This window comes from Mycobacterium hackensackense (assembly GCF_025822555.1).
Lineage (GTDB): Bacteria > Actinomycetota > Actinomycetes > Mycobacteriales > Mycobacteriaceae > Mycobacterium > Mycobacterium fluoranthenivorans.
Genome location: NZ_JACKUC010000030.1, coordinates 256414 through 280682 on the forward strand (window position 1 = coordinate 256414; position 24269 = coordinate 280682).

At 66.6% G+C, this 24269-nt stretch carries 29 protein-coding genes; 13 read left to right on the forward strand and 16 right to left on the reverse strand.

Annotation, left to right across the window (positions count from 1 at the left end):
* The first annotated feature begins 22 nt into the window (after window positions 1-22).
* Window positions 23-319, forward strand: coding sequence for a monovalent cation/H+ antiporter complex subunit F (locus tag H7J86_RS10665; protein ID WP_090358916.1), 297 nt, complete (start codon window positions 23-25; stop codon window positions 317-319).
* Window positions 316-642: a monovalent cation/H(+) antiporter subunit G gene (mnhG, locus tag H7J86_RS10670; protein WP_090358914.1), complete on the forward strand. Its 327-nt coding sequence runs from the start codon at window positions 316-318 to the stop codon at window positions 640-642. Before H7J86_RS10665 ends, mnhG begins: the two co-directional genes overlap by 4 nt.
* Here mnhG and H7J86_RS10675 read toward each other — a convergent pair whose 3' ends face one another.
* Genes H7J86_RS10675 through napA form a run of 6 tightly spaced genes read right to left on the reverse strand, consistent with a single transcriptional unit; the run spans window position 643 to window position 4276 of the window.
* Window positions 643-1260: an LON peptidase substrate-binding domain-containing protein gene (locus H7J86_RS10675; RefSeq protein ID WP_090358912.1), complete on the reverse strand. Its 618-nt coding sequence runs from the start codon at window positions 1258-1260 to the stop codon at window positions 643-645.
* An 11-nt stretch (window positions 1261-1271) separates the two neighbouring features.
* On the reverse strand, window positions 1272-1697 hold the full coding sequence (locus tag H7J86_RS10680; RefSeq protein WP_187098174.1) for a hypothetical protein: 426 nt from the start codon (window positions 1695-1697) through the stop codon (window positions 1272-1274).
* Window positions 1694-2824, reverse strand: a complete 1131-nt coding sequence (locus H7J86_RS10685) for a glutamate--cysteine ligase (RefSeq protein ID WP_090358908.1) — start codon at window positions 2822-2824, stop codon at window positions 1694-1696. Before H7J86_RS10685 ends, H7J86_RS10680 begins: the two co-directional genes overlap by 4 nt.
* Window positions 2805-3473: a superoxide dismutase[Cu-Zn] gene (sodC, locus tag H7J86_RS10690; protein WP_267290874.1), complete on the reverse strand. Its 669-nt coding sequence runs from the start codon at window positions 3471-3473 to the stop codon at window positions 2805-2807. The genes H7J86_RS10685 and sodC overlap by 20 nt, the downstream gene beginning before the upstream one ends.
* Before the next feature lie 10 nt (window positions 3474-3483).
* Window positions 3484-3948: a LytR C-terminal domain-containing protein gene (locus H7J86_RS10695; RefSeq protein ID WP_090358905.1), complete on the reverse strand. Its 465-nt coding sequence runs from the start codon at window positions 3946-3948 to the stop codon at window positions 3484-3486.
* Window positions 3949-3967: 19 nt separating this feature from the next.
* Window positions 3968-4276, reverse strand: coding sequence for a nucleoid-associated protein NapA (napA, locus tag H7J86_RS10700; RefSeq protein ID WP_090358903.1), 309 nt, complete (start codon window positions 4274-4276; stop codon window positions 3968-3970).
* 128 nt (window positions 4277-4404) lie between these two features.
* Here napA and H7J86_RS10705 point away from each other — a divergent pair, with 128 nt between their 5' ends.
* From H7J86_RS10705 to H7J86_RS10735, 7 genes are read left to right on the forward strand one after another with little or no spacing between them, the layout of a single operon-like run.
* On the forward strand, window positions 4405-4998 hold the full coding sequence (locus H7J86_RS10705; protein ID WP_090358901.1) for a peptide deformylase: 594 nt from the start codon (window positions 4405-4407) through the stop codon (window positions 4996-4998).
* Between the two features lie 10 nt (window positions 4999-5008).
* Window positions 5009-5926 (forward strand): N-acetylglutamate synthase, CG3035 family, encoded by a 918-nt coding sequence (locus H7J86_RS10710; protein WP_267290876.1) that lies wholly within the window; start codon window positions 5009-5011, stop codon window positions 5924-5926.
* Window positions 5919-7337, forward strand: a complete 1419-nt coding sequence (locus tag H7J86_RS10715; RefSeq protein ID WP_090358896.1) for a DUF3375 domain-containing protein — start codon at window positions 5919-5921, stop codon at window positions 7335-7337. Before H7J86_RS10710 ends, H7J86_RS10715 begins: the two co-directional genes overlap by 8 nt.
* Window positions 7334-8002 carry a DUF4194 domain-containing protein gene (locus tag H7J86_RS10720; RefSeq protein ID WP_090358894.1) on the forward strand — a complete coding sequence of 223 codons (669 nt, stop codon included), beginning with the start codon at window positions 7334-7336 and terminating at the stop codon, window positions 8000-8002. The genes H7J86_RS10715 and H7J86_RS10720 overlap by 4 nt, the downstream gene beginning before the upstream one ends.
* Complete coding sequence (locus H7J86_RS10725; protein ID WP_187098171.1) at window positions 7995-11357, forward strand: ATP-binding protein; 3363 nt, start codon at window positions 7995-7997, stop codon at window positions 11355-11357. The genes H7J86_RS10720 and H7J86_RS10725 overlap by 8 nt, the downstream gene beginning before the upstream one ends.
* Window positions 11348-12115: an exodeoxyribonuclease III gene (locus H7J86_RS10730; RefSeq protein ID WP_267290878.1), complete on the forward strand. Its 768-nt coding sequence runs from the start codon at window positions 11348-11350 to the stop codon at window positions 12113-12115. The genes H7J86_RS10725 and H7J86_RS10730 overlap by 10 nt, the downstream gene beginning before the upstream one ends.
* Entirely contained in the window at window positions 12112-12774 is a 663-nt protein-coding gene (locus tag H7J86_RS10735; protein ID WP_090358888.1) for a YoaK family protein, read from the forward strand. The genes H7J86_RS10730 and H7J86_RS10735 overlap by 4 nt, the downstream gene beginning before the upstream one ends.
* Here H7J86_RS10735 and H7J86_RS10740 read toward each other — a convergent pair.
* The 7 genes from H7J86_RS10740 to H7J86_RS10770 are packed head-to-tail and all read right to left on the reverse strand — an operon-like array spanning window position 12743 to window position 18750.
* A complete protein-coding gene (locus tag H7J86_RS10740; RefSeq protein ID WP_267290880.1) occupies window positions 12743-13387 on the reverse strand; it encodes a class I SAM-dependent methyltransferase in 645 nt (214 codons plus the stop codon). The two genes, H7J86_RS10735 and H7J86_RS10740, sit on opposite strands and share 32 nt — an antisense overlap.
* Complete coding sequence (locus tag H7J86_RS10745; protein ID WP_090358884.1) at window positions 13384-13728, reverse strand: hypothetical protein; 345 nt, start codon at window positions 13726-13728, stop codon at window positions 13384-13386. Before H7J86_RS10745 ends, H7J86_RS10740 begins: the two co-directional genes overlap by 4 nt.
* Window positions 13725-14510, reverse strand: coding sequence for a MerR family transcriptional regulator (locus H7J86_RS10750; RefSeq protein ID WP_267290882.1), 786 nt, complete (start codon window positions 14508-14510; stop codon window positions 13725-13727). The genes H7J86_RS10745 and H7J86_RS10750 overlap by 4 nt, the downstream gene beginning before the upstream one ends.
* A gap of 9 nt (window positions 14511-14519) precedes the next feature.
* Complete coding sequence (locus H7J86_RS10755; RefSeq protein WP_267290884.1) at window positions 14520-16004, reverse strand: flavin-containing monooxygenase; 1485 nt, start codon at window positions 16002-16004, stop codon at window positions 14520-14522.
* Window positions 16005-16016: 12 nt separating this feature from the next.
* Complete coding sequence (locus H7J86_RS10760) at window positions 16017-16937, reverse strand: ferritin-like domain-containing protein (RefSeq protein ID WP_267290886.1); 921 nt, start codon at window positions 16935-16937, stop codon at window positions 16017-16019.
* Window positions 16938-16951: 14 nt separating this feature from the next.
* Complete coding sequence (locus H7J86_RS10765; protein ID WP_187098166.1) at window positions 16952-17800, reverse strand: SDR family NAD(P)-dependent oxidoreductase; 849 nt, start codon at window positions 17798-17800, stop codon at window positions 16952-16954.
* Window positions 17800-18750: an alpha/beta hydrolase gene (locus H7J86_RS10770; protein ID WP_267290888.1), complete on the reverse strand. Its 951-nt coding sequence runs from the start codon at window positions 18748-18750 to the stop codon at window positions 17800-17802. The genes H7J86_RS10765 and H7J86_RS10770 overlap by 1 nt, the downstream gene beginning before the upstream one ends.
* A 203-nt stretch (window positions 18751-18953) precedes the next feature.
* Here H7J86_RS10770 and H7J86_RS10775 point away from each other — a divergent pair, with 203 nt between their 5' ends.
* On the forward strand, window positions 18954-19664 hold the full coding sequence (locus H7J86_RS10775; protein WP_267290890.1) for an HD domain-containing protein: 711 nt from the start codon (window positions 18954-18956) through the stop codon (window positions 19662-19664).
* Window positions 19665-19774: 110 nt separating this feature from the next.
* Entirely contained in the window at window positions 19775-20203 is a 429-nt protein-coding gene (locus H7J86_RS10780; protein WP_267290892.1) for a Rid family hydrolase, read from the forward strand.
* A 69-nt stretch (window positions 20204-20272) separates the two neighbouring features.
* Here the strand turns inward: H7J86_RS10780 and H7J86_RS10785 are convergent, their stop codons facing one another.
* Window positions 20273-21232 (reverse strand): GlxA family transcriptional regulator, encoded by a 960-nt coding sequence (locus H7J86_RS10785; RefSeq protein WP_267292857.1) that lies wholly within the window; start codon window positions 21230-21232, stop codon window positions 20273-20275.
* A gap of 267 nt (window positions 21233-21499) precedes the next feature.
* On the opposite strand from H7J86_RS10785, the gene H7J86_RS10790 reads away from it, so the two are divergent.
* Window positions 21500-21925: a Rid family hydrolase gene (locus H7J86_RS10790; protein ID WP_267290894.1), complete on the forward strand. Its 426-nt coding sequence runs from the start codon at window positions 21500-21502 to the stop codon at window positions 21923-21925.
* Here the strand turns inward: H7J86_RS10790 and H7J86_RS33585 are convergent.
* Entirely contained in the window at window positions 21922-22083 is a 162-nt protein-coding gene (locus H7J86_RS33585) for a DUF6632 domain-containing protein (RefSeq protein ID WP_372517300.1), read from the reverse strand. The two genes, H7J86_RS10790 and H7J86_RS33585, sit on opposite strands and share 4 nt — an antisense overlap.
* A gap of 196 nt (window positions 22084-22279) precedes the next feature.
* On the opposite strand from H7J86_RS33585, the gene H7J86_RS10795 reads away from it, so the two are divergent.
* Window positions 22280-22441 (forward strand): hypothetical protein, encoded by a 162-nt coding sequence (locus tag H7J86_RS10795; protein ID WP_170847285.1) that lies wholly within the window; start codon window positions 22280-22282, stop codon window positions 22439-22441.
* Between the two features lie 18 nt (window positions 22442-22459).
* Here the strand turns inward: H7J86_RS10795 and H7J86_RS10800 are convergent, their stop codons facing one another.
* Window positions 22460-24199 (reverse strand): MFS transporter, encoded by a 1740-nt coding sequence (locus H7J86_RS10800; protein ID WP_167156440.1) that lies wholly within the window; start codon window positions 24197-24199, stop codon window positions 22460-22462.
* Between the last annotated feature and the right edge of the window lie 70 nt (window positions 24200-24269).

The following is a 24269-nucleotide window of genomic DNA, read 5'->3' on the forward strand; positions in this document are numbered from 1 at the left end:
GAGAAGCGAAGCGGGATCGCGCATGATCTGGGTATGGGTGGTCGCCGCGGTGATGCTGACTGCCGCGGCGATGATCACGATGTTCCGGCTGCTGGCCGGCCCCAGCACCCTGGACCGGCTGGTGGCACTGGATACCTTTGTGGCCGTGTCGATGTGCGCGATCGGCACCTGGGCGGCCTTCAGCCTGGACACCACGGTCACCTACAGCCTGACCGCACTGGCGCTGATCAGTTTCGTCGGATCGGTGAGTGTGGCCCGGTTCCGGGTCCGAGACGATGTGCCGTCCGACGCCGCACACGATGCGGGGAACCGCTCATGATCCTCGACGTGCTCGCCGCCGTGCTGGTGCTGGGTGGCTCGGCGCTGGCGTTGACCGCCGCCATCGGCGTGGTGCGCTTCCCGGACACCTTGTCGCGCATGCACGCGGCATCCAAGCCACAGGTGCTGGGGCTGCTGCTGGTGCTGGCCGGCGCGGCGATCCGGTTGCGCGGCAATGCCGATGTCGGCATGGTCATCCTGGCCGGGCTGTTCACCCTGATCACCGCGCCCGTGGTAGCCAACCGGGTCGGTCAGCTGGCGTACCGCGAGCAGAATGTGAAGGACCAGCTGGCCACCGATGAGCTGGGCGAACTGTCGGACTGACTACTCCGACAGCTGGAACTCCACCATCGCCCGCAGCGTCTCGACCGCCTCCTGAAGCACCGCCAGCCGTGCTGACGCCGACGGCGCGGCCAGCACCGCGTAGCGGTCGGCCTGGCCGATCGGGATGCGGGCGGCCAGCGCGTACAACCGCTCACCGGCCTGCTGCCCGGGCTCGGCACTGCCGAGAAGTTCTTCCCGAGAAGGCAATTCCTCGTCGCGCGCCGATGCCACGAGCGAGAACACGCTCAGCACAGCGTCTTCCACGTCGGCGATATCGGAACCGGTCACCGGAGTGCCGGGCTCATCGGGCCACGCCCGCACCTCGGCGCGTGGATACGGGGCGTCGTCGAGCCACTGTGTCACCCGGAACCGGTCCCCCAGTTCGCAGCGCAGCCGGTACCGGCCACCGCCTTGCGATGCGTGCTCGACAATCCGGGCCATCGCGCCGACGTCACTGCGCATGTCACCGCCGCCCACCTCACGGCCCGCCGCGATCAAGACCACCCCGAATTCCCGGTCCCCGGCCAGGCAGTCGGAGATCATTGCCGAATAGCGTGGTTCGAAGATCCGCAACGGCAGCTGCTCGCCGGGCAGCATCGCCACCTCGAGCGGGAACATCGGTGTCGGTGTCACCGAAAACCCTGGCCCGCCACCGCATCTTTGACGAGGGTGGTTTTCGGGGTGAACGCACACATGGCGCCGGCCAACCCGAGCCACAGTTCCGGATTCATCTGGACCAGCTCATTGTCCTTGCCGATGGCATCGATGACTTGCCGCTGCTGGGTCTTGTCCATGGTCTGGTAGTCACCACAGGTGGTGGCGGCCAGCCCGGTCGGCGGCGGGCCTGACGGACCCGGACCCGGAAGGTTGGGCAGGCTCGGGATCGGCAGATTGGGAAAAGACGGGATCGGGATCTGAATCGTTCTGGGAGCGCGGGTCTGCGGGGTCTGGATCGCGGTCGCCGCGGGATCGGCCACCGGCGTGCCCACGATCTCCTTGCTACAGCCCGCCAACCCCAACGCGACCACCAGCAATCCCACGGCGAGAACCTTCACAACACCAACTCCCCGATGAGTCCGTCGACGACGGCCCGCAGATCACCGTCATGCTCCTCGGCCACCCGGCGCTGCCGCTGATAGGACCCGCCCAGCCGGTAGATCGACTCGACCCGGGCCAGCTCCGGCGCGCATCCCAGCGAGGCCGCCACCGGTTCCAGCCGCGTCAGCAGATCGTCGAGGTCGTCGGTGACCAGTCGCTCATTGCTGTCGGCGTCCAGGATGATCTCGGCATCCAGCCCGTACCGGGCCGCGCGCCATTTGTTCTCCTGCACATGCCACGGCGGCATGGTGGGCAGCTGCTCGCCGGCGTCGAGGCGACGATCCAGGTCGACGATCAGGCTGTGGGTCAGCGCGACCAGCGCACCCAGCTCGGCGAGATTGGAGACACCGTCGAAGATCCGCACCTCGATGGTGCCCAGGTGCGCCGATGGGCGGATGTCCCAACGGATCTCGTTCATGTGGTCGATGATGCCGGTCTTCTTCTGATCGGCGACGAACTCCTCGAATTCCGACCACTTCTGGAACTGGAACGGCAGCCCGGCGGTCGGCAGCTGCTGGAACATCATCGCCCGGTTGCTCGCGTACCCGGTGTCCTCACCGTCCCAGTACGGCGAGGATGCGGACAGCGCCAGCAGATGCGGGTACTGATTCAACAGTGAGGTGATGATCGGCATCACCTTGTGCGCCGACGAGATGCCGACGTGCACGTGCACACCCCAGATCAGCATCTGCCGGCCCCACCACTGGGTGCGCTTGATCAGTTCGGCGTACCGCGGCCCCTCGGTCAGCTCCTGCATCTCCCACTGCGCGAACGGGTGGGTGCCGGCGCAGAACAGCTCCATTCCGCGGGTGCGCACAATGCGCTGCACGGTGACCAGCGTCTCGTGCAGATCGTCCATGGCCTGCGGGACGGTGTCACAGATCCCGGTGACCACCTCGACGGTGTTGCGCAGCAATTCCTTGTGCACGTGCGGGGTTTCGCCGAGTTCGGCGATCACCGCGGCGGCCTCGTTGGCCAGATCGCGGGTCACCGGATCGATGAGAGCGAACTCCCATTCGACACCGAGGGTCGGCCGGGGAGACCCGGCGAAATCGATCCGGGTTCTATTCGGCGCCGATGACACCGCAAGCTACCCGCTTGCCGGCATCGCCGGTCGCCATGGTGGTCTCGTCCGGACCCGGGGTGCCGTTGACCTGCTGGTAGCGCTCGGCGGGGATGTTGGCGAAGTTGTCGGCCTTCTCGTGAATGATGATCGCCGTCTGGGTCCCGGCGAGCAGCTGCTCGGCGGTGAACGCGTCCGTCGTCGTCACCACCTTGCCGGAGCCGTCACTGCGTACCTGCAGCGAGCTCAGGTCACCGCTGGCCGGGTGTGCGGTATGTCCGGGCACCTGCAGATGTGCACCGGCGCTGGTGAAGTCGCCCTCGCACTTACCCACCGAATGGATGTGCAGCCCGTGGAAGCCCGGCGCCAACTTGCCCGGGGCGGTGGTCTCGACGGTGACGGTGGCGACGCCGTCGGCGAACTCGAAATCGGCGGTGGCCACGGCGGTGCCGTCGGCCAGCTTCAGGACCGCGTTCAGCTTCTCGCCGGCCGCGGCGGGCGCCTGCGGTGATCCGTGTCCGGCTTCGGCCGACGGGGCGGGCGAACCGGTCCAGATGGCGGGCGTGGTTCCGGGCTGGGTAGCGACCGGCTCATAGGGCGAGCAGGCGCTGGCGATCGGCGCGATGACCGCGGCCGCGGCGAGCAGACGAAGCGAGGCTGAGATCGGCATATCCGAGAGCCTAGCCGGTGACCGCCACGATGACGCCCGGCGGTTGGTCTGCCAGTGCGGGCACCCGTGGTTCGACCGGTGCGGCGAGCAGTTTGCCCACCTCATCGGCGGCTTCCTTCTCGCCGGGAGCCTCCCCGAAGTACACCGTCGTGGCGGTGACACCCTCCAGCGTGAGGTTCCCGGTCTCGGTGACGTTCCACTGCGCGTCGCGCAGTTTGGTCGCGGTGTTCTCGGCGGCGCCGGCCACCTCGGAGATGTTGAACACCCGCACATCGACCTTGGCCGGCGCGGGTGCGGCCGATGTCTTGGTGACGGTGGAGCTGGTGGCCGCGGTCGCCGAGGTCGAGGCGCTGCTGTCGCTGTCGTCGTTGGGTCCCAGGTACTGGAATGCGATCAGCAGGAACACCACACCGAGGAACAACAGCACCATGACCATGGCGCGCAGGGGCAGCCCGGAAGAGTCTCGCTGATTCATCGGAGCCCAGACTAGCGGTCTAGGTGACCTCGAAGCCCAGCCGCCGCGCGGCCTTGGCTTTCTGTCGGCTGGCGCGTACCCGGCGCAGCCGCTTGACCAGCATCGGGTCGGCGGCGAGTGCTTCCGGTCGCTCCACCAGTGCGTTGAGCACCTGGTAGTACCGCGACGGCGACAACCCGAACAGTTCCTTGATGGCTTCCTCTTTGGACCCCGCGTACTTCCACCACTGGCGTTCGAAGGCCAGGATGTCGTGTTCGCGCCGACTCAGGCCGTCGGCGGGCTCGGAATCATCCCCGGATCGCTCAGTCCGCGCGATAGCGCCGTCCATATCGCTCCTTGGGCCCTTCCGACAGATCTGAGAATTACACGACTGTTGTTCGGCGCTCATTCAATCACGGCTGCGGTAGTGCGGGCGTGATCGTTACCCGCGAGTCGGCTGACTTAAGCTTGCCAACCGTGGCTGTTGTACCTATTCGTATCGTGGGCGATCCCGTCCTGCACACCCCGACCACCCCGGTTCCCGTGGGAGCCGACGGTTCGCTTCCTGCCGATCTCGCGGATCTGATCGCCGACATGTACGACACCATGGACGCTGCCAACGGGGTTGGCCTGGCCGCCAACCAGATTGGCATGACCGCGCGGGTCTTCGTCTACGACTGCGCCGACGAGCGCGGCAAGACCGCGCGCCGTCGCGGCGTGGTGGTGAACCCCGTGTTGGAGACCTCCGAGCTGCCCGAGACCATGCCCGACCCGGACAACGACGACGAAGGTTGCCTGTCGGTGCCGGGCGAGTCGTTCCCGCGGGGCCGGGCCGAGTGGGCCCGCGTCACCGGCCTGGACGCCGACGGCACCGCGATCACCCTGGAGGGCACCGGGCTGTTCGCGCGGATGCTCCAGCACGAGACCGGCCACCTCGACGGTTTCACCTATCTGGACGGGTTGATCGGCCGGCACGCCCGCGCGGCCAAGCGCATGGTCAAGTCCAACAAGTGGGGTGTGCCGGGGTTGAGCTGGATGCCCGGCGAGGATCCCGACCCGTTCGGCCACTAGTGCCCGCTAGATGACGAGCGTCGGTGACCGGGTGTCGCTGCGTTACCGGCTGCCCGACGGCCTGACCGATGTCGTCGGTGAGCTGGCAGCCCTGAGCCCGCTGATCTCGGTGCGGACCAAATCCGGCGAGATGGTCCACATCGCGCCCGCCGATGTGGTTTCGATGCGCGAACTCTCCCACGTCACCGTGCGCAATTCGGAGATCCGTGAGCTTGAGCACGCCGCGGCGCTGGCCTGGCCCGGCACCGAGCAACACTGGTGCGACGGCTGGCTGCTGCGCGCCGGCCCGGGGATCGGGGAGGGCCATACCAGCCGCGCCAATTCGGCGGTGCCCCTGTTGTTCGAGGCGAACCTGCACGCGCTGCCGACGATCGTGGACTGGTATGCCCGCCGCGGTCTGCCCGCGTGGCTGGCGCTGCCCGAGCGGCTGCTGCCCGTCAAGACGCCGGGCACCAAACCGACCCGCGTCCTGGTGCGCGATATCACTCCCGACATCACCCCCGAGGATGTCCCGGGCGACGGCACCTTGCGCCCCACCCCGGACGCCGAGTGGCTGCGCATCTACGAACGCGCCGTCCCCGTCGAGGTGCTGACCGCCGTCGGCACCGGGGAGGAGGCCGGCGAGGTGACGTTCGCCACCGTCGCGGGCGCCGCCGTCGGCCGCGCCGCGGTGACGACCGCACCCGGGGGCACCCGTTGGGCCGGGCTGTCGGCGGTGCGGGTCACCGAGGATTCCCGGCGCCGAGGTCACGCCCGCGCGGTATGTTCGGCACTGCTCGGCTGGGCGGCCACCCGCGGCGCCACCCGCGCCTACGTGCAGGTGCTCGCCGACAACTCCCCCGCCGCCACGCTGTACCACTCGATGGGTTTCCGCCTGCACCACACGCTGCGGTACCTGCGCGCAGAAAGCCTTCTACCCCATGCATGAGTTACTCCAACTCAACCGCGATGTGCAGTCCTCGCGTGCGGTCCGGCTGCTCGCCACCCAGAACCTGGGGATCTACGCCACGCTGATGGAGCGTCATCTGCTCGACGGGGTGGTGGCCGAGACCGATCTGGTGGTGCGCCTGGACCGCGACCTCGAAACCCTCGACGAGATCGAGCAGTCCGGCCTGGCGCTGATCAAGACATGGGCCAGCCAGGGCTGGTTGCACCGCGTGCTCGACGTCCGATCCGGGAGTGAACGCAACGTCTGCTACCTGACCCAGGACGCCCGCCGGGCCCTGGACTTCGTGCGCGGGATGCGCCGCAACGACACCATCGCCACCGGCGGTTCGATCAACGGCATCGCGTCCCGGCTCAAACAGGTCGCGGTGCGCGTCGACAACGACCCGGCCCGCATCCGGGCCGGCATCGAGGCCGAGATCGCCGAGCTGCACCGTGAGCTCGACGAGCTGGACGCCGGGTTGCGCCCCGAGCCCGACGTCACCTCGATGTACGACGAGGCTCGCGCGATCGCCCTGCAGATGGAACGGCTGATCACCGATATCGGGTTGTACGGCACCATGATCGAACAGGCCACCCAGGCGCTCGATGATCCGATCGACACCAACACCGAGTACCGCGACCGGCAGCGCCAGATGTACGCCGACTATCAACAGGCGTGGGAGTCGGCGGGCCGCGATTCGCACCGGGCGTTCCTGCGGATGATCAACGACCCGGACCAGCGCACCGCGTTCGAGGGCGATATCGCCGCCGTCGCCGGGGCCCTGCCCGAGCTGGACCCGGCGCTGCGCAAGGTGATGGCCGGGTTCTTCGAACTGGTCGGCCATCAGATCGACGAGGTGGAACGCATCCAGCAGCGCTGCGCGCAGCGGGTCAAGCGGTTCACCGCGTTCGGCACGCTGGAGCAGAGCCGCGGGGTCGCCCGGCAGTTGAACGAGGCGATCGGCGCGGCCCGCGCGTTGTTGAAGGTGTCGCTGACGGATTCGCGGCTGGACCTCGACGTGCCGCTGGCCCGGCACACCATCAGTTCCATCGGCGCCCTGAGTTTCCGGATCAACGACTTGTCCGCTCCCAAGCCGGCGGCCGTCGCCGACGGCGATGTCGATCTGTCCACCTTCGCCGCGCTGACCACCCAGGTCGACGCACCGGCGATGTCGGCGATGATCAACACCGCACTGCGCGACGCACCGCTGTCGCTGCCGGACGCGGTGTCGATGTTGGACACCGCGTATCTCGGGCATGTCATCGTGCTGTGGTCGTGGGCGCTCAAGCAGCCGGGCCAGACCGACACCGAACCGGTACGCATCCGGTTCCATTCGCTCGACGGCCGCGACCGTGAGATGGAGGTTCCGCGGCTGATGTTCACCGAACCGATTGTTGGAGTGGCGTCATGACAGATACACCAGTTGATTTCGCCTCCTTGCCCGAGGTCGACCGCACCGGTCGCCCGACACAGCCGCAGCAACGCCGGCCCCGGTTCGACGGGGATGTCAGTGCGCTGCCCGACCGGGCGTGCTGGGCGCTGCAGCACCTGCTGACGCGCCGCTTCGTCAGCAACGAGTCCGATGCCGACATCTACAGCTGGATCAAGGAGTATCGCGCGGACCTGGCGGTGCGGTTGTCCGAACTCGACCTGCAACTGCAGATCGCCGAGGGTGTCGAGATCGCGTTCATCGAACAGGCCCGGTACGAATCGGCGCGGGGTGTCAAACTTCTGCGTCGCGAACCGCTGGGCACCTACGACTCCATCCTGGCGCTGCATCTGGCCCAGATGATGCGTGCCGGCGGTGACGCGAGCTTCGTCATCAGCCGCGACGAGATCCACGGCCTGTTCTCCGGGGTGCTCAACGACACCGACCGCGATGCCGTCACCTTCACCGCGCGCGTCGACGCCGCCGTCGCCCGGCTGGCCGGGCTGGAGATCCTGCGCAAGACGCGCGACGACGAGGACAGTTACACCGTGAGCCCGGTGATCAGCGCCATCATGACGGCCTCGGTGATCACCGAGCTGCAGCAGCAGTTCGAAGAGCTGCGCAAGGGAGGCAGCACCGATGAGTGAACAATTCCATCTGTCCCGGCTCCAGGTCATCAACTGGGGCGTGTTCGACGGTTACCACAGCATCGGGTTCGGCCCCGGCGGGGCGCTCATCGCCGGCGCCTCCGGGAGCGGCAAATCCTCACTGCTGGACGCGATCTCGTTGGGCTTCCTGCCGTTCAACCGGCGCAACTTCAACGCCTCCGGCGACAACACCGCCGCCGGGTCCAGCGCGGGCCGGCGCACCGTGGACAAGTATGTGCGCGGGGCGTGGGGCCAGCGCAGCGATGCCGGCAGCAGCCAGGTGATGTACCTGCGCGGCGACGGCACCACCTGGTCGGCGATCGCGGTCACCTATGCCAGTAACACCGGGCGCACCATCACCGGCCTGGTGCTCAAATGGCTCACCGGTGAATCGCGGTCGGATTCCTCCAGCCGCTACGTGCTCGGCGACGGCGACCTCGATATCGAGGATGTCTGTAACCGTTGGGCGGCGGGACGTTTCGATGCGAGCGTGTTCAAGGACACCCGGGGCGAGCGAAGCGACGGGGAATATGGAGGATGGAGGTTCTCCACCAAGGTCGAGTCCCAGTATCTGGCCCAGCTCTATTCGTCCATCGGCATCCGCGCCTCCGACGCCGCCCAACAGCTGCTCGGCAAGGCAAAGTCGCTGAAAAGCGTGGGCGGACTGGAGCAGTTCGTCCGGGACTTCATGCTCGACGAACCGGACAGCCTGGCCCGGCTGCCCGAGGCACTCAAGCAGATCGACCCGCTGGTGGAGGCCCGCGAGCTGCTGGCGGTCGCGCAGCGCAAACGCAAGATCCTCGGCGATATCGAGGCCATCCAGGTGCGTTATGCGTCGGAGTCCAGTGATCTGGGCATCATCGATCTGGTCGACCTGCCGATGGTGCGGGCCTACACCGACCACGTGCGGCTGCGGGAGTGTCCGGCCCAGGTGGCCGCACTGGATACCACCATCACCCAGCTGGACAACGAGTACGCCGACCTGACCCGTCAGCTCAATCTCGCGAAAGCCGAAGGTGATTCGCTCAACGCACAGATCAGCGGCGCCAGCGCCAACGTCGGCCCGCTGCAGGCTCAGGTGGCCGCCGCCGAGTCCCAGGCCGAGGAGGTGTCCCGCCGGCGCGCCGCCTTCGAGGAACTCGTCACCGCCCAGGGCATCGAGATCCCGGACAGCGCCGACGAATTCTGGAATCTGCGGGAGGACCTGACCCGACAGGCCACCGAGATGCTCGGCAAGCTGGAGTGGGGCCGCGAAGCGTCCACCGATGCCGAGTACGCCCAGAAGTCGGCCCGCATCCTGCGCGACAATGCCGCCAAGGAACTCAAACGGGTGGAGCAGGTGGGCTCGGCACTCCCCGAGTTCGCCGTCACGATGCGCGATCACATCTGCACCGCGATCGGCGTCGACCCCGGCGAGCTACCGTATGTGGCAGAGCTTTTCGACTTGCGGCCCGACCAGCAGCGCTGGCGCGTCGCGGTGGAGAAGGTGCTGCGGGGTGTCGGTCTGCGGTTGCTGGTGCCCGACCGCCACCACGCCAAGGTGCTGCGGTTCGTCAACGAGACCAATATGCGTGGCCGGCTGGCCCTGCATCATGTGCGCACCAGCGCAACCGGAACCCAGCCCGAGCCGAACACCTTGGCGGGCAAGCTCTTCCTGGTCAATCCGGACCACGTGTGCGCGGCCGAGGCGCTCGACGTCATCGCGGCCGCCGGTGACCACATCTGCGTCGACACCCCGGACGTGTTCGCCCGGTTCCGCCGCGCGGTCACCGACGCGGGTCTGTACAAGGACTCCGATCGGCTGTCGATCAAGGATGACCGGCGCCCGCTCAAACCGTCCGAGTTCATCTACCAGGGCGATATCAGCGCCAAGCTGGAGGCGTTGCACACCGAACTGGCCGAGGCGGAGGAGACCTTCACGCGGGCCCGCAAGGCCGCCGACGACATCGCCGCGCAGCGTCAGCAGTGGCGGGACCGGGCCGGCGCCTGCAAGGCCATCTACGAACAGTTCCCGCAGTGGAGCCAGATCGACATCGACACCGCGGACGGGCACGCCGACCGGCTGCGCGACCAGTACGAACTGCTGCTGGCCGACCACCCGGACATCGAGGCTTTGAGCGCCCGCGCCGAGGAGTGCTGGGCCGATATCCAGGCACTGATGACCAAACGCGGGGCGATCCAGACCCGTCGCGACGATCTGGACGGCCGCCGCACCCGGCTGATGGACCTGGCCGATCGGCTCTCCCCGGCGGCGGTGTCCGAGCCCGCCACCGATCTGTTGCGCCGGTACGCGGCCGAGGTACCCGTCACCCTGGAACTGCTCAACCCCGAGCCGCATCGTGACGCGCTGTTCGCCGCGATCCGCCGGGAACGCGATCAGCTGACCGAAAGCCGAAGGCGCTCTTACGAAGAACTGTCCCGCATCATCGCCACGTTCGACACGTCCTTCCCGGATGCCATCCCCAACGACTCCGACGACCTCGACGAACGCGTGCACGACTACGTGGCGGTGTGCCGGCACATCGACGAACGCGAACTCCCGGACGCCTACGAGCGGATGATGCGACTGATCACCGAGCAGGCCCCGGATGCCATCCTGACCCTGCACCGGGTGGCCGAACAGGAGACCCGGCGCATCAGCGAGCAGATCGACCGGGTCAACGGCGGACTGAGTGCGGTGGAGTTCAACCGCGGCACCCGGCTGACACTGCGGGCCACCCCGCGCAGCCTGGCCGCGGTCTCCGAGCTCACCGAGATCGTGAAGGCCATCTCCCGCCGTGTCACCGAGGTGAGCATGGGTGACAAGAAGGCCATCCTGGACCAGTACGCGGATATTCTGCGGCTGCGTAACCGCTTGGCCAGCACCGCACCCGAGGATCGCACCTGGACCCGCGACGCGCTGGATGTGCGTAACCGGTTCACCTTCGACTGCGCCGAATGGGATGTGCGCAGCGATGAGCTGATCCGCACCCACAGCAATGCCGGCGACAACTCCGGCGGCGAGCAGGAGAAGTTGATGGCGTTCTGCCTGGCCGGGGCGCTGAGCTTCAACCTGGCCAACCCCGAGAGTGGGGACAACACACCGGTTTTCGCCCAGTTGATGCTGGACGAGGCGTTCTCCAAGTCCGACCCGCAGTTCGCCTCGCAGGCTCTGGAGGCGTTCCGCAAGTTCGGTTTCCAGCTGGTCATCGTGGCCACCGTGCAGAACGCCACCACCATCCAGCCCTATATCGACGGTGTGGTCATGGTGTCCAAGACCGAGGCGACCGGGCGCAACGCCCGCCCCGTGGCCTCCGTCGCCACCAAGACCATCACCGATTTCACCGCCCTGCGTAAGGATCTCGCATGCGTGTAGCCACCTGGAACGTCAACTCCATCCGCACCCGTGTCGACCGCGTCACCGACTGGCTCGCGCGTGCCGATGTCGATGTGCTGGCCATGCAGGAGACCAAGTGCACCGACGCGCAGTTCCCGTCGATGCCCTTCGCGGCGTTGGGTTATGAGGTGGCCCATATCGGGCTGAACCAGTGGAACGGTGTGGCCATCGCCTCTCGGATCGGGCTCGACGACATCGAGATCGGCTTCCCGGGCCAGCCGCTGTGGGATGGCCTGGCCGAGGCGCGGGCCATCGGGGCGACCTGCGGCGGGGTGCGGTTGTGGAGTCTGTACATCCCCAACGGCCGCACGCTGGCCGACAAGCACTACACCTACAAGCTGGAATGGCTTGAGGCGCTGCGTGTTTCTTCTGCCATGTGGCCGGGCCCGGTGGCGCTGATGGGCGACTGGAACATCGCACCCACCGACGAGGACGTCTGGGATCCTGCGTTCTTCGAAGGCGCCACCCATGTCTCCGAGCCGGAGCGGGCCGCGTTCCGCGCGTTCAACGACGCCGGGTTCGCCGACGTGGTGCGGCCGTACACCCCGGGCCCCGGCGTGTACACCTACTGGGACTACACGCAGCTGCGCTTCCCGAAGAAGCAGGGCATGCGGATCGACTTCATCCTGGGCTCGCCGGAGTTCGCCTCCCGCGTCACGCACGCCGAGATCGTCCGCGAGGAGCGCAAAGGCAAGCAGCCCAGCGATCACGCGCCCGTGCTGGTCGAACTCACATGACCGAGGGACTGAGCGCCCCGCTTCCCAGGCTGCTGCTGCTCCTGACGGTCGTCACCGGCGTGGTGGACGCGTTCAGCTACCTGGCCCTCGGGCACGTCCTGGTGGCCAATATGACCGGCAACGTGGTGTTCAGCGGGTTCGCGCTGGCGGGGGCGCCGGGTTTCGTGTGGTGGGCCCTGCTGCTCGCCGTCGTCACCTTTCTGATCGGCGCCGCGTTCGGCGGGTCGCTGCGCAAACGCCTGGGCGAGGACCGGCGAAAGCACCTGCTGACCTCGACGGTCATCGAATTGATCTGCGTCGCAGCCGCTCTGGCCGTGGTCATCGCCGCGCCGGCACCGTACCGAAGCTGGATTCTGAGTACGCTGATCGTCTTACTGGGCATCGGCATGGGTCTGCAGAACGCGACGGCGCGGGCGCTGGCGGTGCCCGACCTGACCACCACGGTGCTCACCCTGACCCTCACCGGGATCGCCGCGGACGCCGCGTCGGGGCATGGCAGCAAGGCGGGCCGCAGGCTGGTGCCGGTGCTGGCCATGTTCCTCGGTGCGCTGGCCGGGGCCGCGCTGGTGGTGCACGGGTATCACGCCTGGGCGCTGGGGCTGGCCACGCTGCTGTTGGCCGCCGTGGCTACGTCTGCGGCGGCTTCACACCGACTGTGATGAGGTCCGAGATGGGCGTCCAGATGGGCCGGCGCACCCGGTGCTGATCGGCGATCGTGAAACCGGCGGCCTGGAACAGTGCCCGCATCTCCTGCTCGCTGGGGTTGTGCGCGGGATTCCACAGGGCCGCCGAGAGCGCATGTAGCGGCAGCGCCTGGCGTGGGCTGATGGTCGTCACCGCCACCAGGCCGCCCGGCGCCAGCACCCGGTGGAACTCCCGCAGCGCCGCCGGTTGATCGAAGAAGTGAAACGCCGACGTCGTCACCACGGCGTCCAGGAAACCGTCCTCGAAGGGCAGTTCCTCGGCGGGCGCCGACATCCAACGCACCCGGTCGGACCGTTTGCGGGCCTGGGCGAGCATCCCGTCGGACATGTCGATCCCGTACACCTCGTCGGGCTGCAGTTCGCGCTGGATGCGGTCGGCGAGAATGCCCGTCCCGCAGGCGATATCGGCGATCTGGTGGGACCCGTGCTGCCGCAGCTGGGCGATCACCTCATCCTGGGCGGGCTGGTACACCCAGCGCTGCAGGCACTGCTGGTTGTACACCGGGGCGGCGAAACTCCAGAACCGGGTGACGGCGTCGTTGAAGCCTCTGCGCGGGGTGGTCGTCATGACTGATTACGCTTTCCGCCGGGAATCCGGTCCACCACCCAGCCCAACCGGGCCACGGTGCTCTCCAACGGGTCCACCACTTCGGCCAGCCGCTGGATCCGGGGCAGCGTCGCGGCGATCGCATGGGCCCCCTCGGCGATCTTCTCCGCCGAGGCGTCGATCCCGGCCGCCGCTTCGGTCAACGTCGTGATCTCCTTGGCGATCATCTCCGCGTGCCGGTTGATACCCGCCGCGCTCTCACTCAGCGCGGCGATGTTCTCGGCGATGAACTGTGCCGACCGCCGCAGCTCGGCGATGTCCTCGAGGACCTTGATTCTTCTGAGGATTCCCGGCCTTCTCATGACTTCCGCTCTCCCTGCTGGTAGCGCCGCAACTCGGCGCGCACGGCCGCGTCCAGCGCGCGGTCCAGGCTGGCGTGCGCCGAACGCCGTGCCACCCGGCGCATGACATCGATGAGATCCGCGGCCCAGGCGAGTTCCGCGTCGTTTCCGGGATACCAGCCGGTGCCACGTTGGCGGACCACCTCGCTGTGCCCGGCGCCGGACAGTGCCTGCGCCGCCTCGTCGAGCTTCTTGTCCACCGCCGCGGTCGTCTTGAGGATCGCCGACAACGGCATCCCGCGGGAGATCAGCTTCCCGAAGTCGTCGATGACCCGGCGGTCCCGCACCAGGTACGTATCGGCATCCTCGGCGGACTCGGTGGACTCCGCGGCCGAACCCGTCGGTCCGCCCACCTCGATGATCCCGTTGGCGGTCAGCCGCCGCAGGGTCGCGGCGTTGAGCGGGCCGAGCTGGGCTTCCAGTTGTTCGCGCGTCATCGTCTCGGGCACGGGGTGTGACCACGGTTCGGTCACCAGCTCGCCCAGGTCCGCCAGATCGAGCACCTCGACCAGCCCCTCCCCGCGCTGCAGCCCGGTGAGGAATTTCAGGATGTGCTTGACCGTGAACCCTTCGCTGAGCAACCGGATGATCGCCTGCAGCTGACTGAGATGCCTGTCGGTGTAGATGGCGACCCGGCCCCGACGCTGGGGGCGGGGCAGCAGGCCGCTCTCCTGGTAGACGCGCACGTTCCGGGTGGTCGTCCCCGCAACGCGTGCGAGGTCGTCGATCCGGTACTCGGTCACCAGCGAATTCTATGCGGTCAGCACGGGGGCACTGCTGGTATCCGCCACGGTGATCCGGTAGTCGGCCAGGTCCACCGTCTTCAGCTGGTTGACGTACTGGGTGGCGAACCCGGGGAACATGGTCGCGTTGAAGCCGTCCTCGGTCAGGTACCAGCTCTGGCAGCCCGAGTTCCAGGTGGTGGAAGCCAGCCTGCGCTGGATGTCCTCGTTGTAGCGGGCCTGCACCTCCGGCCGGACGTCGAGCGCCTTCCAGCCGAACTGCAGCAGCTTGGCGATCGCTCCGGTGATGTAGTCGATCTGCGCTTCCATGTACACCAGAGCCGAGCTGTGGCCGGGCCCGGAGTTCGGCCCGAAGGTGAAGTACAGGTTGGGGTAACCCGATACCGCGACGCTGCGGTAGGCGTAGGCGCCGTTGCTCCATTCCGAGGCCAGATCCCGCCCGTCGATACCGGTGACCGGAAACGGCGTGCCCGCCTTGGACACGTCGAAACCGGTCGCGAAGACGATGGCGTCGAACTGGTGCTCGATACCCTCCACGGTGCGAATTCCCTTCGGGGACAACCGCGCGATCGGCCACGTCACCAGCTTGCAGTTATCTGCCTGCAGCGCAGGGTAGTACTCGCTGGTCATCAGCAGCCGCTTGCAGCCTGCGGAGAAGTCCGGCTTCAACTGCCGGCGTAGCCACGAATCTTTCACCTGAATACGGAGATTCGCGAGGCTGACGGCCTCCACCAGGCGGGTGAACGGGGTGTCCCACACCACGCCGAGCGCCACCGACTCGTGGCCCCAGAACCATGCGGCGCGCATGAGCTTCTCGGCCAGCGGTGCCTTCTGGTAGATCCTCTTGGCCCAGTCCGCGGTGGGAGTGTTGACGCGCGGCAGCACCCAGCCGGCCGTGCGCTGGAAGACCTTCACCGACTCGGCGACCTTCACCAGTTCCGGGACGATCTGCACCCCGCTGGCGCCGGTGCCGACGACGGCGACCTTCTTGCCCGCGAAATCGTAGTCGTGATCCCAACGGGCGCTGTGGATCTTCTTACCCTCGTAGGAGTCGATGCCCGGTAGGTCCGGCAGGCTCGCGTTCGCCAGCGGGCCGGAGGCGACGATCACGGCACGGGCGCGCACCGGTTTACGGCCCCTGAACTTCACCGTCCACTCCCCCGCGGCCTGGTCGTAGACCACACCGGTGACGTTGTGCCCGAAGCGGATCTGCGGTGCGATGCCAGAGGATTCGACCATGCCGTCGATGTACTGCAGGATCTCGGCACTGCCGGAGTAGGTGTGTGACCAGTCCGGGTTGAGCGCGAAACTGTAGGAGTACAGCCGCGACGGGATGTCGCAGGCCGCACCGGGATAGGTGTTGTCGCGCCAGGTGCCCCCGACCCGGCTGTCACGTTCGTAGATCACGAAATCGGTGATGCCCTGGTCTTTGAGCCGGATGGCCGCGCCGATACCGGCGAAGCCGGCGCCGATGATGGCTACAGAGATGGTCACGGTCTGGTTCCTTTACGCCACGGGCTCGTAGGTCAGTTCCTGCGACCAGGTCGGGGTGTTGCGCACCATCGAGATCGGGATGGCGCCGGTGACCTTCACCAGCGAATCGGCCAGCCAGTGATACTTGGAGCTACGGTCGATGACCTTCTTGCTGTGCCACGAGATGAACCGGTACATCGGTACCCGGTGCACGAATTCACTTCGCTCACCGACACTCCGGAAGCGGCGCATGGCCTGGTACAGCCGTTCCTCGTTGACGCCCATGGCCACGATGTTGTCGCGCATCTTGTTCAGCAGCGGGAAGTAACTGAGCGTGCCGATCACCAGCGCGGGATTCATCCAGCTGCCGACGAATTCGACCGCCAACTTGCGCATTCCGGCGTGGCCCAGGATGTCTATGACCTCGAAGTCCACCGCCAGGTGCCGGGATTCGTCGGAGTTGATCCGCTTGAACACCTCTTGCGCCACCGGATCTTTCACCTCGTCGGTGATGAACTTGATCAACGCACCATCGAGTGCGACCTCCAGCATCGGGATGACGGTGCCCAGGATGGACAGGGACATGCCGTCGGAGAACTTGTCCAGCCAGGTGATCACCAGTTGCACGTTGACGCTCGGCGGCGGGATCTCGTCATTCTCCAGCATGCCCCAGCGCCGCATCAGCGCGAGCTCGGCGTTGGCGTGCTTCTGCTCCTCGGCGTGGAAGTGCTCGTAGATGCTCTTCAGCGTCGGGGTCGCGGCCTTCTTGGCCAGGGCCGCGAAGCCCCGGGCGCCGACGTTCTCGATCCACATCAGATCGGTCATGAACGGCTTGAGCTTGGCCCACAGCTCGGGGTCGATCAGTTCGGCTCCCGGTGCGTCCCAGTCGATATCGACCAGGGCCCACTGCTTGTCCTTGATCTTCTGCAGCATGTCGTCGAGGTTCATCGCCATGATTGCCGGTCCTTTCAGTTGTCGGGGAGGAGGCGGCCGAGCAGCCCGGCGCCGCGGACGTAGAGGGCTGGGAAGTGCCGCTTGAGATGCCAGATGACGGTCGCGTCCAACTGCGGGACGACGTAGAGCCGGCCACCGTCGTGGGCGTCGAGGGTGCGCGCGGCGACATTGTCGGCGGACAGGCCGGTCCAGCGCGCCAGCTGCTGGCTCAGGTTCATCGATGCCGGGGTGATGCGGCCATCGGTGAAGACGTTGGTTTTCACGAACGTCGGACACAGCACGGTGACGGCGATATCGGTGCCGTTCAGTTCCGCGGCCAGGGTCTCCGACAGTGACATCACCCCGGCCTTGGACACGTTGTAGGCGGCCATCGACGGAGCCGCGGCGAAACCGGCCGCGGAGGCCACGTTGATGATGCCGCCCCGGCCCGCCTCGCGCAGGATGGGAGTGAACACCTCGCATCCGTACACCACGCCCCACAGGTTGATGCCCAGTGCCCAGTCCCAGTCGTCGAACCCGATGTCCCCGACCGGTTTTCCGCCGATACCGACGCCGGCGTTGTTGATCACCAGCGTGGGTGCACCGGCGAAGATCTCCTGTGCCTGCTTGGCCAGTAGTTCGATCGCGCCGCGATCGGACACGTCGCACTGCACGGCGTGGCCCTTGCCGGTCGGCAGCTGGTCGATCAGCTCGACGGTGTCGGCCGCTCGGGCGGCATCGATATCCGCGCAGATCACCTCGCCACCCCGCCGGGCGAGCTCGAGGGCGAACGACCTTCCGATACCGCTGCCCGCACCGGTCACCACGGCCTTCGCGTCGGCGGTGCGGGCGGGCCCACCGAAAAGTCCGAACAGAGTGAACATCAGCAGATCTCCTGCAGTTCGTCGGAGAACCGGTCGGCGATGAAGTTCGCCGCCCGGCGCAGCGCGACCGTCGCCTCGGGAGCCAGCTTCGGCAGCGCCTGAAAGACATGCACCATGCCGGGCCAGATCTCCAGAGTGCTGACGCCACCGGCTTCCCGCAGTTGGGCGTCCAGGTATCTGGCATCGGCGGCGAGCATCTCGCACCCGCCGACCTGGATCAGCATGGGTGGCAGTGCCCGTGCCGCGCTGAAATCGAGCTTGAGCCGTGGATGGTCCGGATCCTGTCCCCGCGTGTAGAGGCCCACCATCCTGCGCGCCGCACCCGCGGACATGGCGGGATCGCGGCGTACCGCCTCCTGCCGTTCGGCGAGCCCCAGGGTGAGGTCGATCAGCGGTGAGAACAGCACCACACCGGCAGGCTGGAAGGCCGCGTCACCGGCGTGGGCGAGCAGCATGTCGCAGGTCAGGTGCCCGCCCGCGGAATCCGCCCCGATCACGATGTCGGACGCCGCGTAGCCCTGCGCCAGCAGTCGGCGATAGCCGGCTTCGACGTCCTGGGCCGCGGCCGGGAACCGGTGCTCGGGTGCGAGCCGGTAGTCCACCACGAACATGGGCAGACCGGTGGCCTCCGACAGCCGGGCGACCAGCTTGCGGTGGGTTTTGGCCGAGCAGATGACGTAGGCGCTGCCGTGCACGTAATAGCCTGCCCGCCTGCCGAATTCGACGCCCGGGCCCAGCACCCACTCACCCCCCTCGTCCGGGATGATCGTGCTGCCGGCAGGCATGGACCCGCCCACCGCCATGATGGCGGCGATCAGTGTGCGCCCGAACCCGACGCCCGCCCGGTTCATCGGGATGGCACTGGTCAACGATCCCAGCGTCGCACGGGTGGCCGCGGCGGACAGCAGTGCGCGCGGCGTGGCACGGGTCGGTACCTCGGTGTCCGTCACGCCGACTAGATCATCACCAACTGTGTCATTTGTCAATGGCACAGTTGGTAGCGGCGTTTCATTCCGTTGTCGGGATACACGGGTGGTCGGCTCGTCCCATCCGACATGCCGGCGGTACCGGTTCGACAGATCTGGCAGAAACCTCTTGACAACCGGCAATTCCGCCTCTGGCCGCACCCGTGAGATCACTGCACACTCGTCACATGACATCACCGAATCTTGTTCCACCCCAATATGAAACGCTCGTCGCCGACGCTGGGCTCCTGACTTTGCCGAGCACGCCGCTGTCGGCAGCAGCGCTCGATCTTGTGCAGACTGCCGAGTCGCCGGCCATCGCCAATCACAGCGTGCGGAGCTTCCTCTTCGCCCGGTTACTGGCCCCGCACATCGGTCTCGTGGCTGGTGAAGACTTCGATGAAGAGCTGCTGTACCTTGCGTGCGTCCTGCATGATGTCGGGCTGTCGCCGCTCGCGAAGAGAAACACCCGTTTCGAGGTCGACGGCGCGGACCGCGCTGCCGAATTCCTCAGCGGTCAAGGACTGGAAGCCCAGAAGGTCGACGCCGTGTGGGAAGCGATCGCGCTGCACAACACCGCGGTCATTCCCGAGCGCATGGGTGCGCTGACCTCGCTGACCTACCAGGGTGTCGCCATCGACTTCGGTGGAGCTCTCGGTTTACCCGCGTCGCACCTGGCCGCGGTCACCGCACCGATAGGCGCGGTGATTCATGATGCCTACCCACGTTTCGACATGGCCACGTCAGTCATCGACGCGGTCGCAGAACACGCTGCCAGCGGCCCCGACAATGCGCCGCGCTATACCCCTCCGGGCGAGATCCTGCGTGAGCGTGCAGAATTCGGCTCCACCTCGGCCGAGAAACTCATCGCCGAAGGCCGTTCGCGCTGGGGCAATTGAATGCCGCGGGCCTGTTCCGTCAACGCGGATTTGGTCCGGGTCGGTCGGCTGACCGATGTGGGATGCCACATCTCAGATCACTGGAAGTAACGATGAAAGGAAGCACTTGCATGTCCAAACCCGAATTCTTCGACACCCCCGGCTACGGCGACCTCGTGCGCGCAAACTACAGCTACAGTCAGGCACTGCGTATCGGGAATCGCGTCAACATCTCCGGCCAGGGTGGCTGGGACGATGACCAGACCGTCACGGTCGACTCCCTGGAAGCCGAGATTGACAAGGCCTTTGACAACGTGGAACGAACCCTGGCCGCAGCGGGGGCGACATGGCACGACGTCGTCAATGTGCGCACCTACCACGTCCCCACCCGGGGCGACTCGATCGGCGAGGACCATCTGGCAGCGGTCGTCGGTCAGTTCCGAAAGCGGGCCGGAAGGCACCTGCCGCTGTGGACTGCGATCGGCGTGAAAGCGCTTGGGCTACCTGAGATGAACATCGAGGTCGAAGTCGAGGCCATCATCGGATCCGGTAGCGACTAGCAGAAGCTCGGGCGGCGGCTCCGCCGATACGTTCACGTGTCGGGGGAACCGCCGTCTTTGTCCGACTCCTCAGACCGCTGCCGCCGTGCCGTAGTGGCAGGCGAAGGTTTGACGGTACGCGGTGGGCGTCGTGGCCAGGCTGCGACGGAAGTGAAGCCGAAGATTCGCAGCCGATCCCAGCCCTGACTTCTGGGCAACCCGGTCGATTGAGTAGTCGGTGGTTTCAAGCAGTTCCCGGGCAGCAGTGATGCGCGCGTTGACCAGCCACTGCAACGGGGTCGTGCCCGTCTCGTCGGCGAAGCGTCGCATGAAGGTTCGCACGGACATCCGCGCGTGCTTGGCCATTTCCGGCACGGTGACCGGTTCGGAGAGACGGTTCAAGGCCCATGCCCGGGTGGCGGCCAACGAAGCCTCCCCGACCATCGCGACCGCCGCCGGCACGTACTGTGCTTGGCCGCCCTCGCGGTGCGGTGGGGCGACCAACGCGCGAGCTACCCGATTCGCTGTCGCGGCGCCGAGATCGCGCATCAGCAGGTGCAAGCACATATCGATGCCACAGCACATGCCGGCCGAGGTGAGAACGCTGCCGTTGTCGACATAGAGGACATCCCGGTCGATCTGCACGAGGGGAAACTGTGCTTCGAGGTCCCCGAGGTGCTGCCAATGTGTGGTGGCGCGGCGGCCGTCGAGAAGGCCGGCAGCTGCCAGCGCGAATGCACCGGTGCAGATCGACGCCACTCTGGCGCCGCGCCCCAGGCTGGCTACCAGTCCGTCCAACACGGCGGCCGGGACGGGGCGCTGGACCGGCTGATACCCAGCCACGATCACGGTATCGGCCTCATCCATCGTGTCGAGCCCGTGGTCGATCGCCATGGTCAGGCCGGACGAGGCCGTCACGCGCTCTGCCAACCCGCAGATCCTGACCTCGTACGGAAGGCCGGGTTCCACGGTGAAGACGTCCAGCGGGATCGCGAGGTCCAGGGCCGTGACGCCGTCGAGGGCCACGACTGCGATGCGGTGTGTATCCATCGAATGTGATGGTGGCCTATCCCGTACCGGCACGACCAGTGGCTGTTCTGCCTCACATCGTCAGGATTCGGCCAGCCTGGTCGTCGGTGGAGTCGAAGGCCCGGATGACAGCGTGCGGCAGACAGAATCCTGTCGAACTTCGTCGGTTCTGCCTATCGCCCGTCTGGCGCTCTCTTGAGAATCCTTGAGGGCAGGCCCCCGGCACAGCGGCCCATCGCACGGCCGAGAGTCAACGCGTTCAGGCGACCACGAAAAGGAATCCGCACCATGCCCATCCATACCGTCGAGGTTCCCAAAGACTCCGAGATCTTCGGAAAAACCGTGGGCGCCTTCGCCAGCTTCGGCTACTCCGCAGCGGTCCGCTCACACGGACATCTCTTCATCGCAGGCACCATCGGTCGACGCGCCGACGGCACCATCCCGAACGACATCGCGGAACAGACCGAGATCGCCATCCGGAAAATCGAAGAAGTCCTCCGGCTCGAAGACCTCGATCTGTCGGCGCTCGTCGACGTCACGAGCTACCACGTCGACATCCACGAGCACCTGCCCGGTTTCATCGAGGCCAAGGCATCCTTGATCCGCCCTCCGTATCCGACCTGGACACTCATCGGCGTCAGCGCACTCGCGAGCCCTGGGCTCCTCGTCGAAATTCGCGCCACGGCAGCCTATCCCGAGGTGCACCCGGATTAGCGCGAACATATTCCCGACGGCCAAACCACCGCGAGCGGGTAGAGCAGGATCACGACGGTGCCGAAAGCGGCAACCGCGATTCGCAGGAGCCGATAGCCGGTTGAGGTTGCCATGACGCAATCCAAAGGTCGGTTCTGCAGAATCTCGCGCCCGACCATGGAGGGCAATCGGTCGAACTGTCTGCTCACCGACTAGATCCAAAGAGCTGGACCTAAGGGACTATCCGAGCACGATCCGTTGCCACTCGGATCTCCGCCGTACCGCGAATAGTCAGATGATGCCCAGGAAATAGGTGGTTTGCCCGCTACCGGAGCACCGCTAGATCTTTGCTATTCTCGCAGGCAGGGGGCTGCCATGAGACGATCTGCATACACGTGCGACTGCCAGGATCCCGACGAATGCGAATGCGCTTCGCTGGCCGACGATGCGCCCAGTTTCTTGATCGTGTGGATCGTCGGTGCCGTGCTGGTGGGTATGGCCCTGATGGTGTTGCTGGCCTGGCTCCTGATCGCCTGAGGAAGCCGTACCCGGATCTCAGGCCGCGTTGTCCGCGCCCGGCGCCGTGCCGTAGCGGCCCGCGCTGAACAACGAGGCGATCGCACCGATGACCATCATCACCGCGGCGGCGCTGAACACCACCACCAGACCGGAGTGGAACGGCGCGGTGATCAACTGCGGGAAGAAGGTCTGCCCGGTCAGCACGTCGGCGTTCACGCCGGGCTGATGCAGCGCGCCCGAGGGGGCCAGCAGCTCGGCCATCGGGTTGTAGCCCAGGAACGCGGCGAACAGGCTGCCCACCGGCGGCAGGTTCGCCACCTCGTGGGCCACCTGTGGCGAAACACCCTGAGCGGCAAGACCGCTCGACATCGCGGCAGGCAGAGTGTTGGCCAGACCGATGATCATGAGCGAGAAGAAGATGCCGATCGACAACGAGTTGCCGCCGTTGAAGAACGTCGACCGCACACCGGAGGCGGCACCACGCTGATCGGCCGGCACGCTGGACATGATGGCCGCCGTGTTGGGAGCGGTGAAGATACCGCCGCCGAGCCCGTTGAGGAACACCAGGATCGCGAACATCCAGTAGTCGAAATTGACCGGAATGAGCAGCAGGGCCACAAATGTCGCGGCCATCAGCAACATGCCGCCGACGGTCAGTGGGCGCGCGCCGAAACGATCGGAGAGCCACCCGGCAATCGGCGCGGCCACCAGGAATCCGACCGTCACCGGAAGCAGGTAGATACCGGCCCACAGCGGGGTGGACTCGAAGGTGTAGCCGTGCAGCGGCAACCAGATGCCCTGTAACCAGATGATGAGCATGAACTGCAGCCCACCGCGGCCCATCGACGACATCAGCCCGGCCAGATTGCCCATACCGAACGCCGCGGATTTGAACAGCCGGATGTCGACCATCGGGGAATCGACGTGCAACTCGATGAAGCAGAACCCCACCAGCAGCGCCAGACCCGCCGCGATCGAGCCGAGCACCCACGGGCTGGTCCACCCGGTGGTGGAGTCCCCGTAGGGCTGGATGCCGTAGGTGATACCGATCAACAGCACGGTCAGACCGAGCCCGAACGTCACGGTTCCGGCCCAGTCCAGCCGGCCGGATGTGCGGCTGCCGAGTTCGCGCAATGAGCGGTAGCTCCAGATCGTGCCGAGCACCCCGATGGGCACCCCGACCCAGAACACGGCCTTCCAGTGCCATTCGGAGAGGAATCCGCCGATCAGCAGACCGAGGAAGGATCCGGCGACGGCAGCCACCATGTTGGTGCCGAGCGCCATGCCGCGCTGGTTGGCCGGGAACGCGTCGGTGAGGATCGCCGACGAGGACGCCATCAGCATGGCGCCGCCGATGCCTTGGATCACCCGCCAGGCGATCAGCCACACGGCGCCGCCGCCGAGATGGAACGGGTCGAAGGACAGCGCGATCGCCGCCACCGTGAACACCACGAACCCGAGGTTGTAGATCTTCACGCGGCCGTACATGTCGCCGAGCCTGCCGAACGGAACCACCAGGACCGCCGTCACCACGAGGTAGCCCATCAGCATCCACAGCAGGTAGCTGACATTGCCCGGGGCCAGCGGGTTCAGCCCGATCCCCCGGAAGATGGCGGGCAGCGAGATCAGCACGATGGAGGCATTGATGGCCGCCAGCAGGATGCCCAACGTCGTGTTGGACAGCACCACCCACTTGTAGAAGGGGTGATCGTGGTCCATCCGCGTGCGACGGCGGGCGGTTTCGGCCTCGGCGGTCAGCTCAATCTCGGTCGTCATCAGCCTTCAGCTCTGCGTATCGGAAAAACATATATTAGCTATCCAAACGATCACCCGGCAATTCACATTC

Excerpts from the sequence above, each read along its gene's own strand:
- H7J86_RS10710 (WP_267290876.1), top strand. The coding sequence starts at position 5,009 with ATGACGAGCGTCGGTGACCGGGTGTCGCTGCGTTACCGGCTGCCCGAC.
- H7J86_RS10795 (WP_170847285.1), top strand. The coding sequence starts at position 22,280 with ATGAGACGATCTGCATACACGTGCGACTGCCAGGATCCCGACGAATGC.
- H7J86_RS10730 (WP_267290878.1), top strand. The coding sequence starts at position 11,348 with ATGCGTGTAGCCACCTGGAACGTCAACTCCATCCGCACCCGTGTCGAC.
- H7J86_RS10775 (WP_267290890.1), top strand. The coding sequence starts at position 18,954 with ATGACATCACCGAATCTTGTTCCACCCCAATATGAAACGCTCGTCGCC.
- H7J86_RS10760 (WP_267290886.1), bottom strand. The coding sequence starts at position 16,937 with ATGGCGATGAACCTCGACGACATGCTGCAGAAGATCAAGGACAAGCAG.
- H7J86_RS10725 (WP_187098171.1), top strand. The coding sequence starts at position 7,995 with ATGAGTGAACAATTCCATCTGTCCCGGCTCCAGGTCATCAACTGGGGC.
- H7J86_RS10785 (WP_267292857.1), bottom strand. The coding sequence starts at position 21,232 with ATGGATACACACCGCATCGCAGTCGTGGCCCTCGACGGCGTCACGGCC.
- H7J86_RS10765 (WP_187098166.1), bottom strand. The coding sequence starts at position 17,800 with ATGTTCACTCTGTTCGGACTTTTCGGTGGGCCCGCCCGCACCGCCGAC.
- H7J86_RS10665 (WP_090358916.1), top strand. The coding sequence starts at position 23 with ATGATCTGGGTATGGGTGGTCGCCGCGGTGATGCTGACTGCCGCGGCG.
- napA (WP_090358903.1), bottom strand. The coding sequence starts at position 4,276 with ATGGACGGCGCTATCGCGCGGACTGAGCGATCCGGGGATGATTCCGAG.
- H7J86_RS10800 (WP_167156440.1), bottom strand. The coding sequence starts at position 24,199 with ATGACGACCGAGATTGAGCTGACCGCCGAGGCCGAAACCGCCCGCCGT.
- H7J86_RS10720 (WP_090358894.1), top strand. The coding sequence starts at position 7,334 with ATGACAGATACACCAGTTGATTTCGCCTCCTTGCCCGAGGTCGACCGC.
- H7J86_RS10695 (WP_090358905.1), bottom strand. The coding sequence starts at position 3,948 with ATGAATCAGCGAGACTCTTCCGGGCTGCCCCTGCGCGCCATGGTCATG.
- H7J86_RS10735 (WP_090358888.1), top strand. The coding sequence starts at position 12,112 with ATGACCGAGGGACTGAGCGCCCCGCTTCCCAGGCTGCTGCTGCTCCTG.
- H7J86_RS33585 (WP_372517300.1), bottom strand. The coding sequence starts at position 22,083 with ATGGTCGGGCGCGAGATTCTGCAGAACCGACCTTTGGATTGCGTCATG.
- H7J86_RS10740 (WP_267290880.1), bottom strand. The coding sequence starts at position 13,387 with ATGACGACCACCCCGCGCAGAGGCTTCAACGACGCCGTCACCCGGTTC.
- H7J86_RS10780 (WP_267290892.1), top strand. The coding sequence starts at position 19,775 with ATGTCCAAACCCGAATTCTTCGACACCCCCGGCTACGGCGACCTCGTG.
- H7J86_RS10745 (WP_090358884.1), bottom strand. The coding sequence starts at position 13,728 with ATGAGAAGGCCGGGAATCCTCAGAAGAATCAAGGTCCTCGAGGACATC.
- H7J86_RS10675 (WP_090358912.1), bottom strand. The coding sequence starts at position 1,260 with ATGTTCCCGCTCGAGGTGGCGATGCTGCCCGGCGAGCAGCTGCCGTTG.
- H7J86_RS10715 (WP_090358896.1), top strand. The coding sequence starts at position 5,919 with ATGCATGAGTTACTCCAACTCAACCGCGATGTGCAGTCCTCGCGTGCG.
- H7J86_RS10790 (WP_267290894.1), top strand. The coding sequence starts at position 21,500 with ATGCCCATCCATACCGTCGAGGTTCCCAAAGACTCCGAGATCTTCGGA.
- sodC (WP_267290874.1), bottom strand. The coding sequence starts at position 3,473 with ATGCCGATCTCAGCCTCGCTTCGTCTGCTCGCCGCGGCCGCGGTCATC.
- mnhG (WP_090358914.1), top strand. The coding sequence starts at position 316 with ATGATCCTCGACGTGCTCGCCGCCGTGCTGGTGCTGGGTGGCTCGGCG.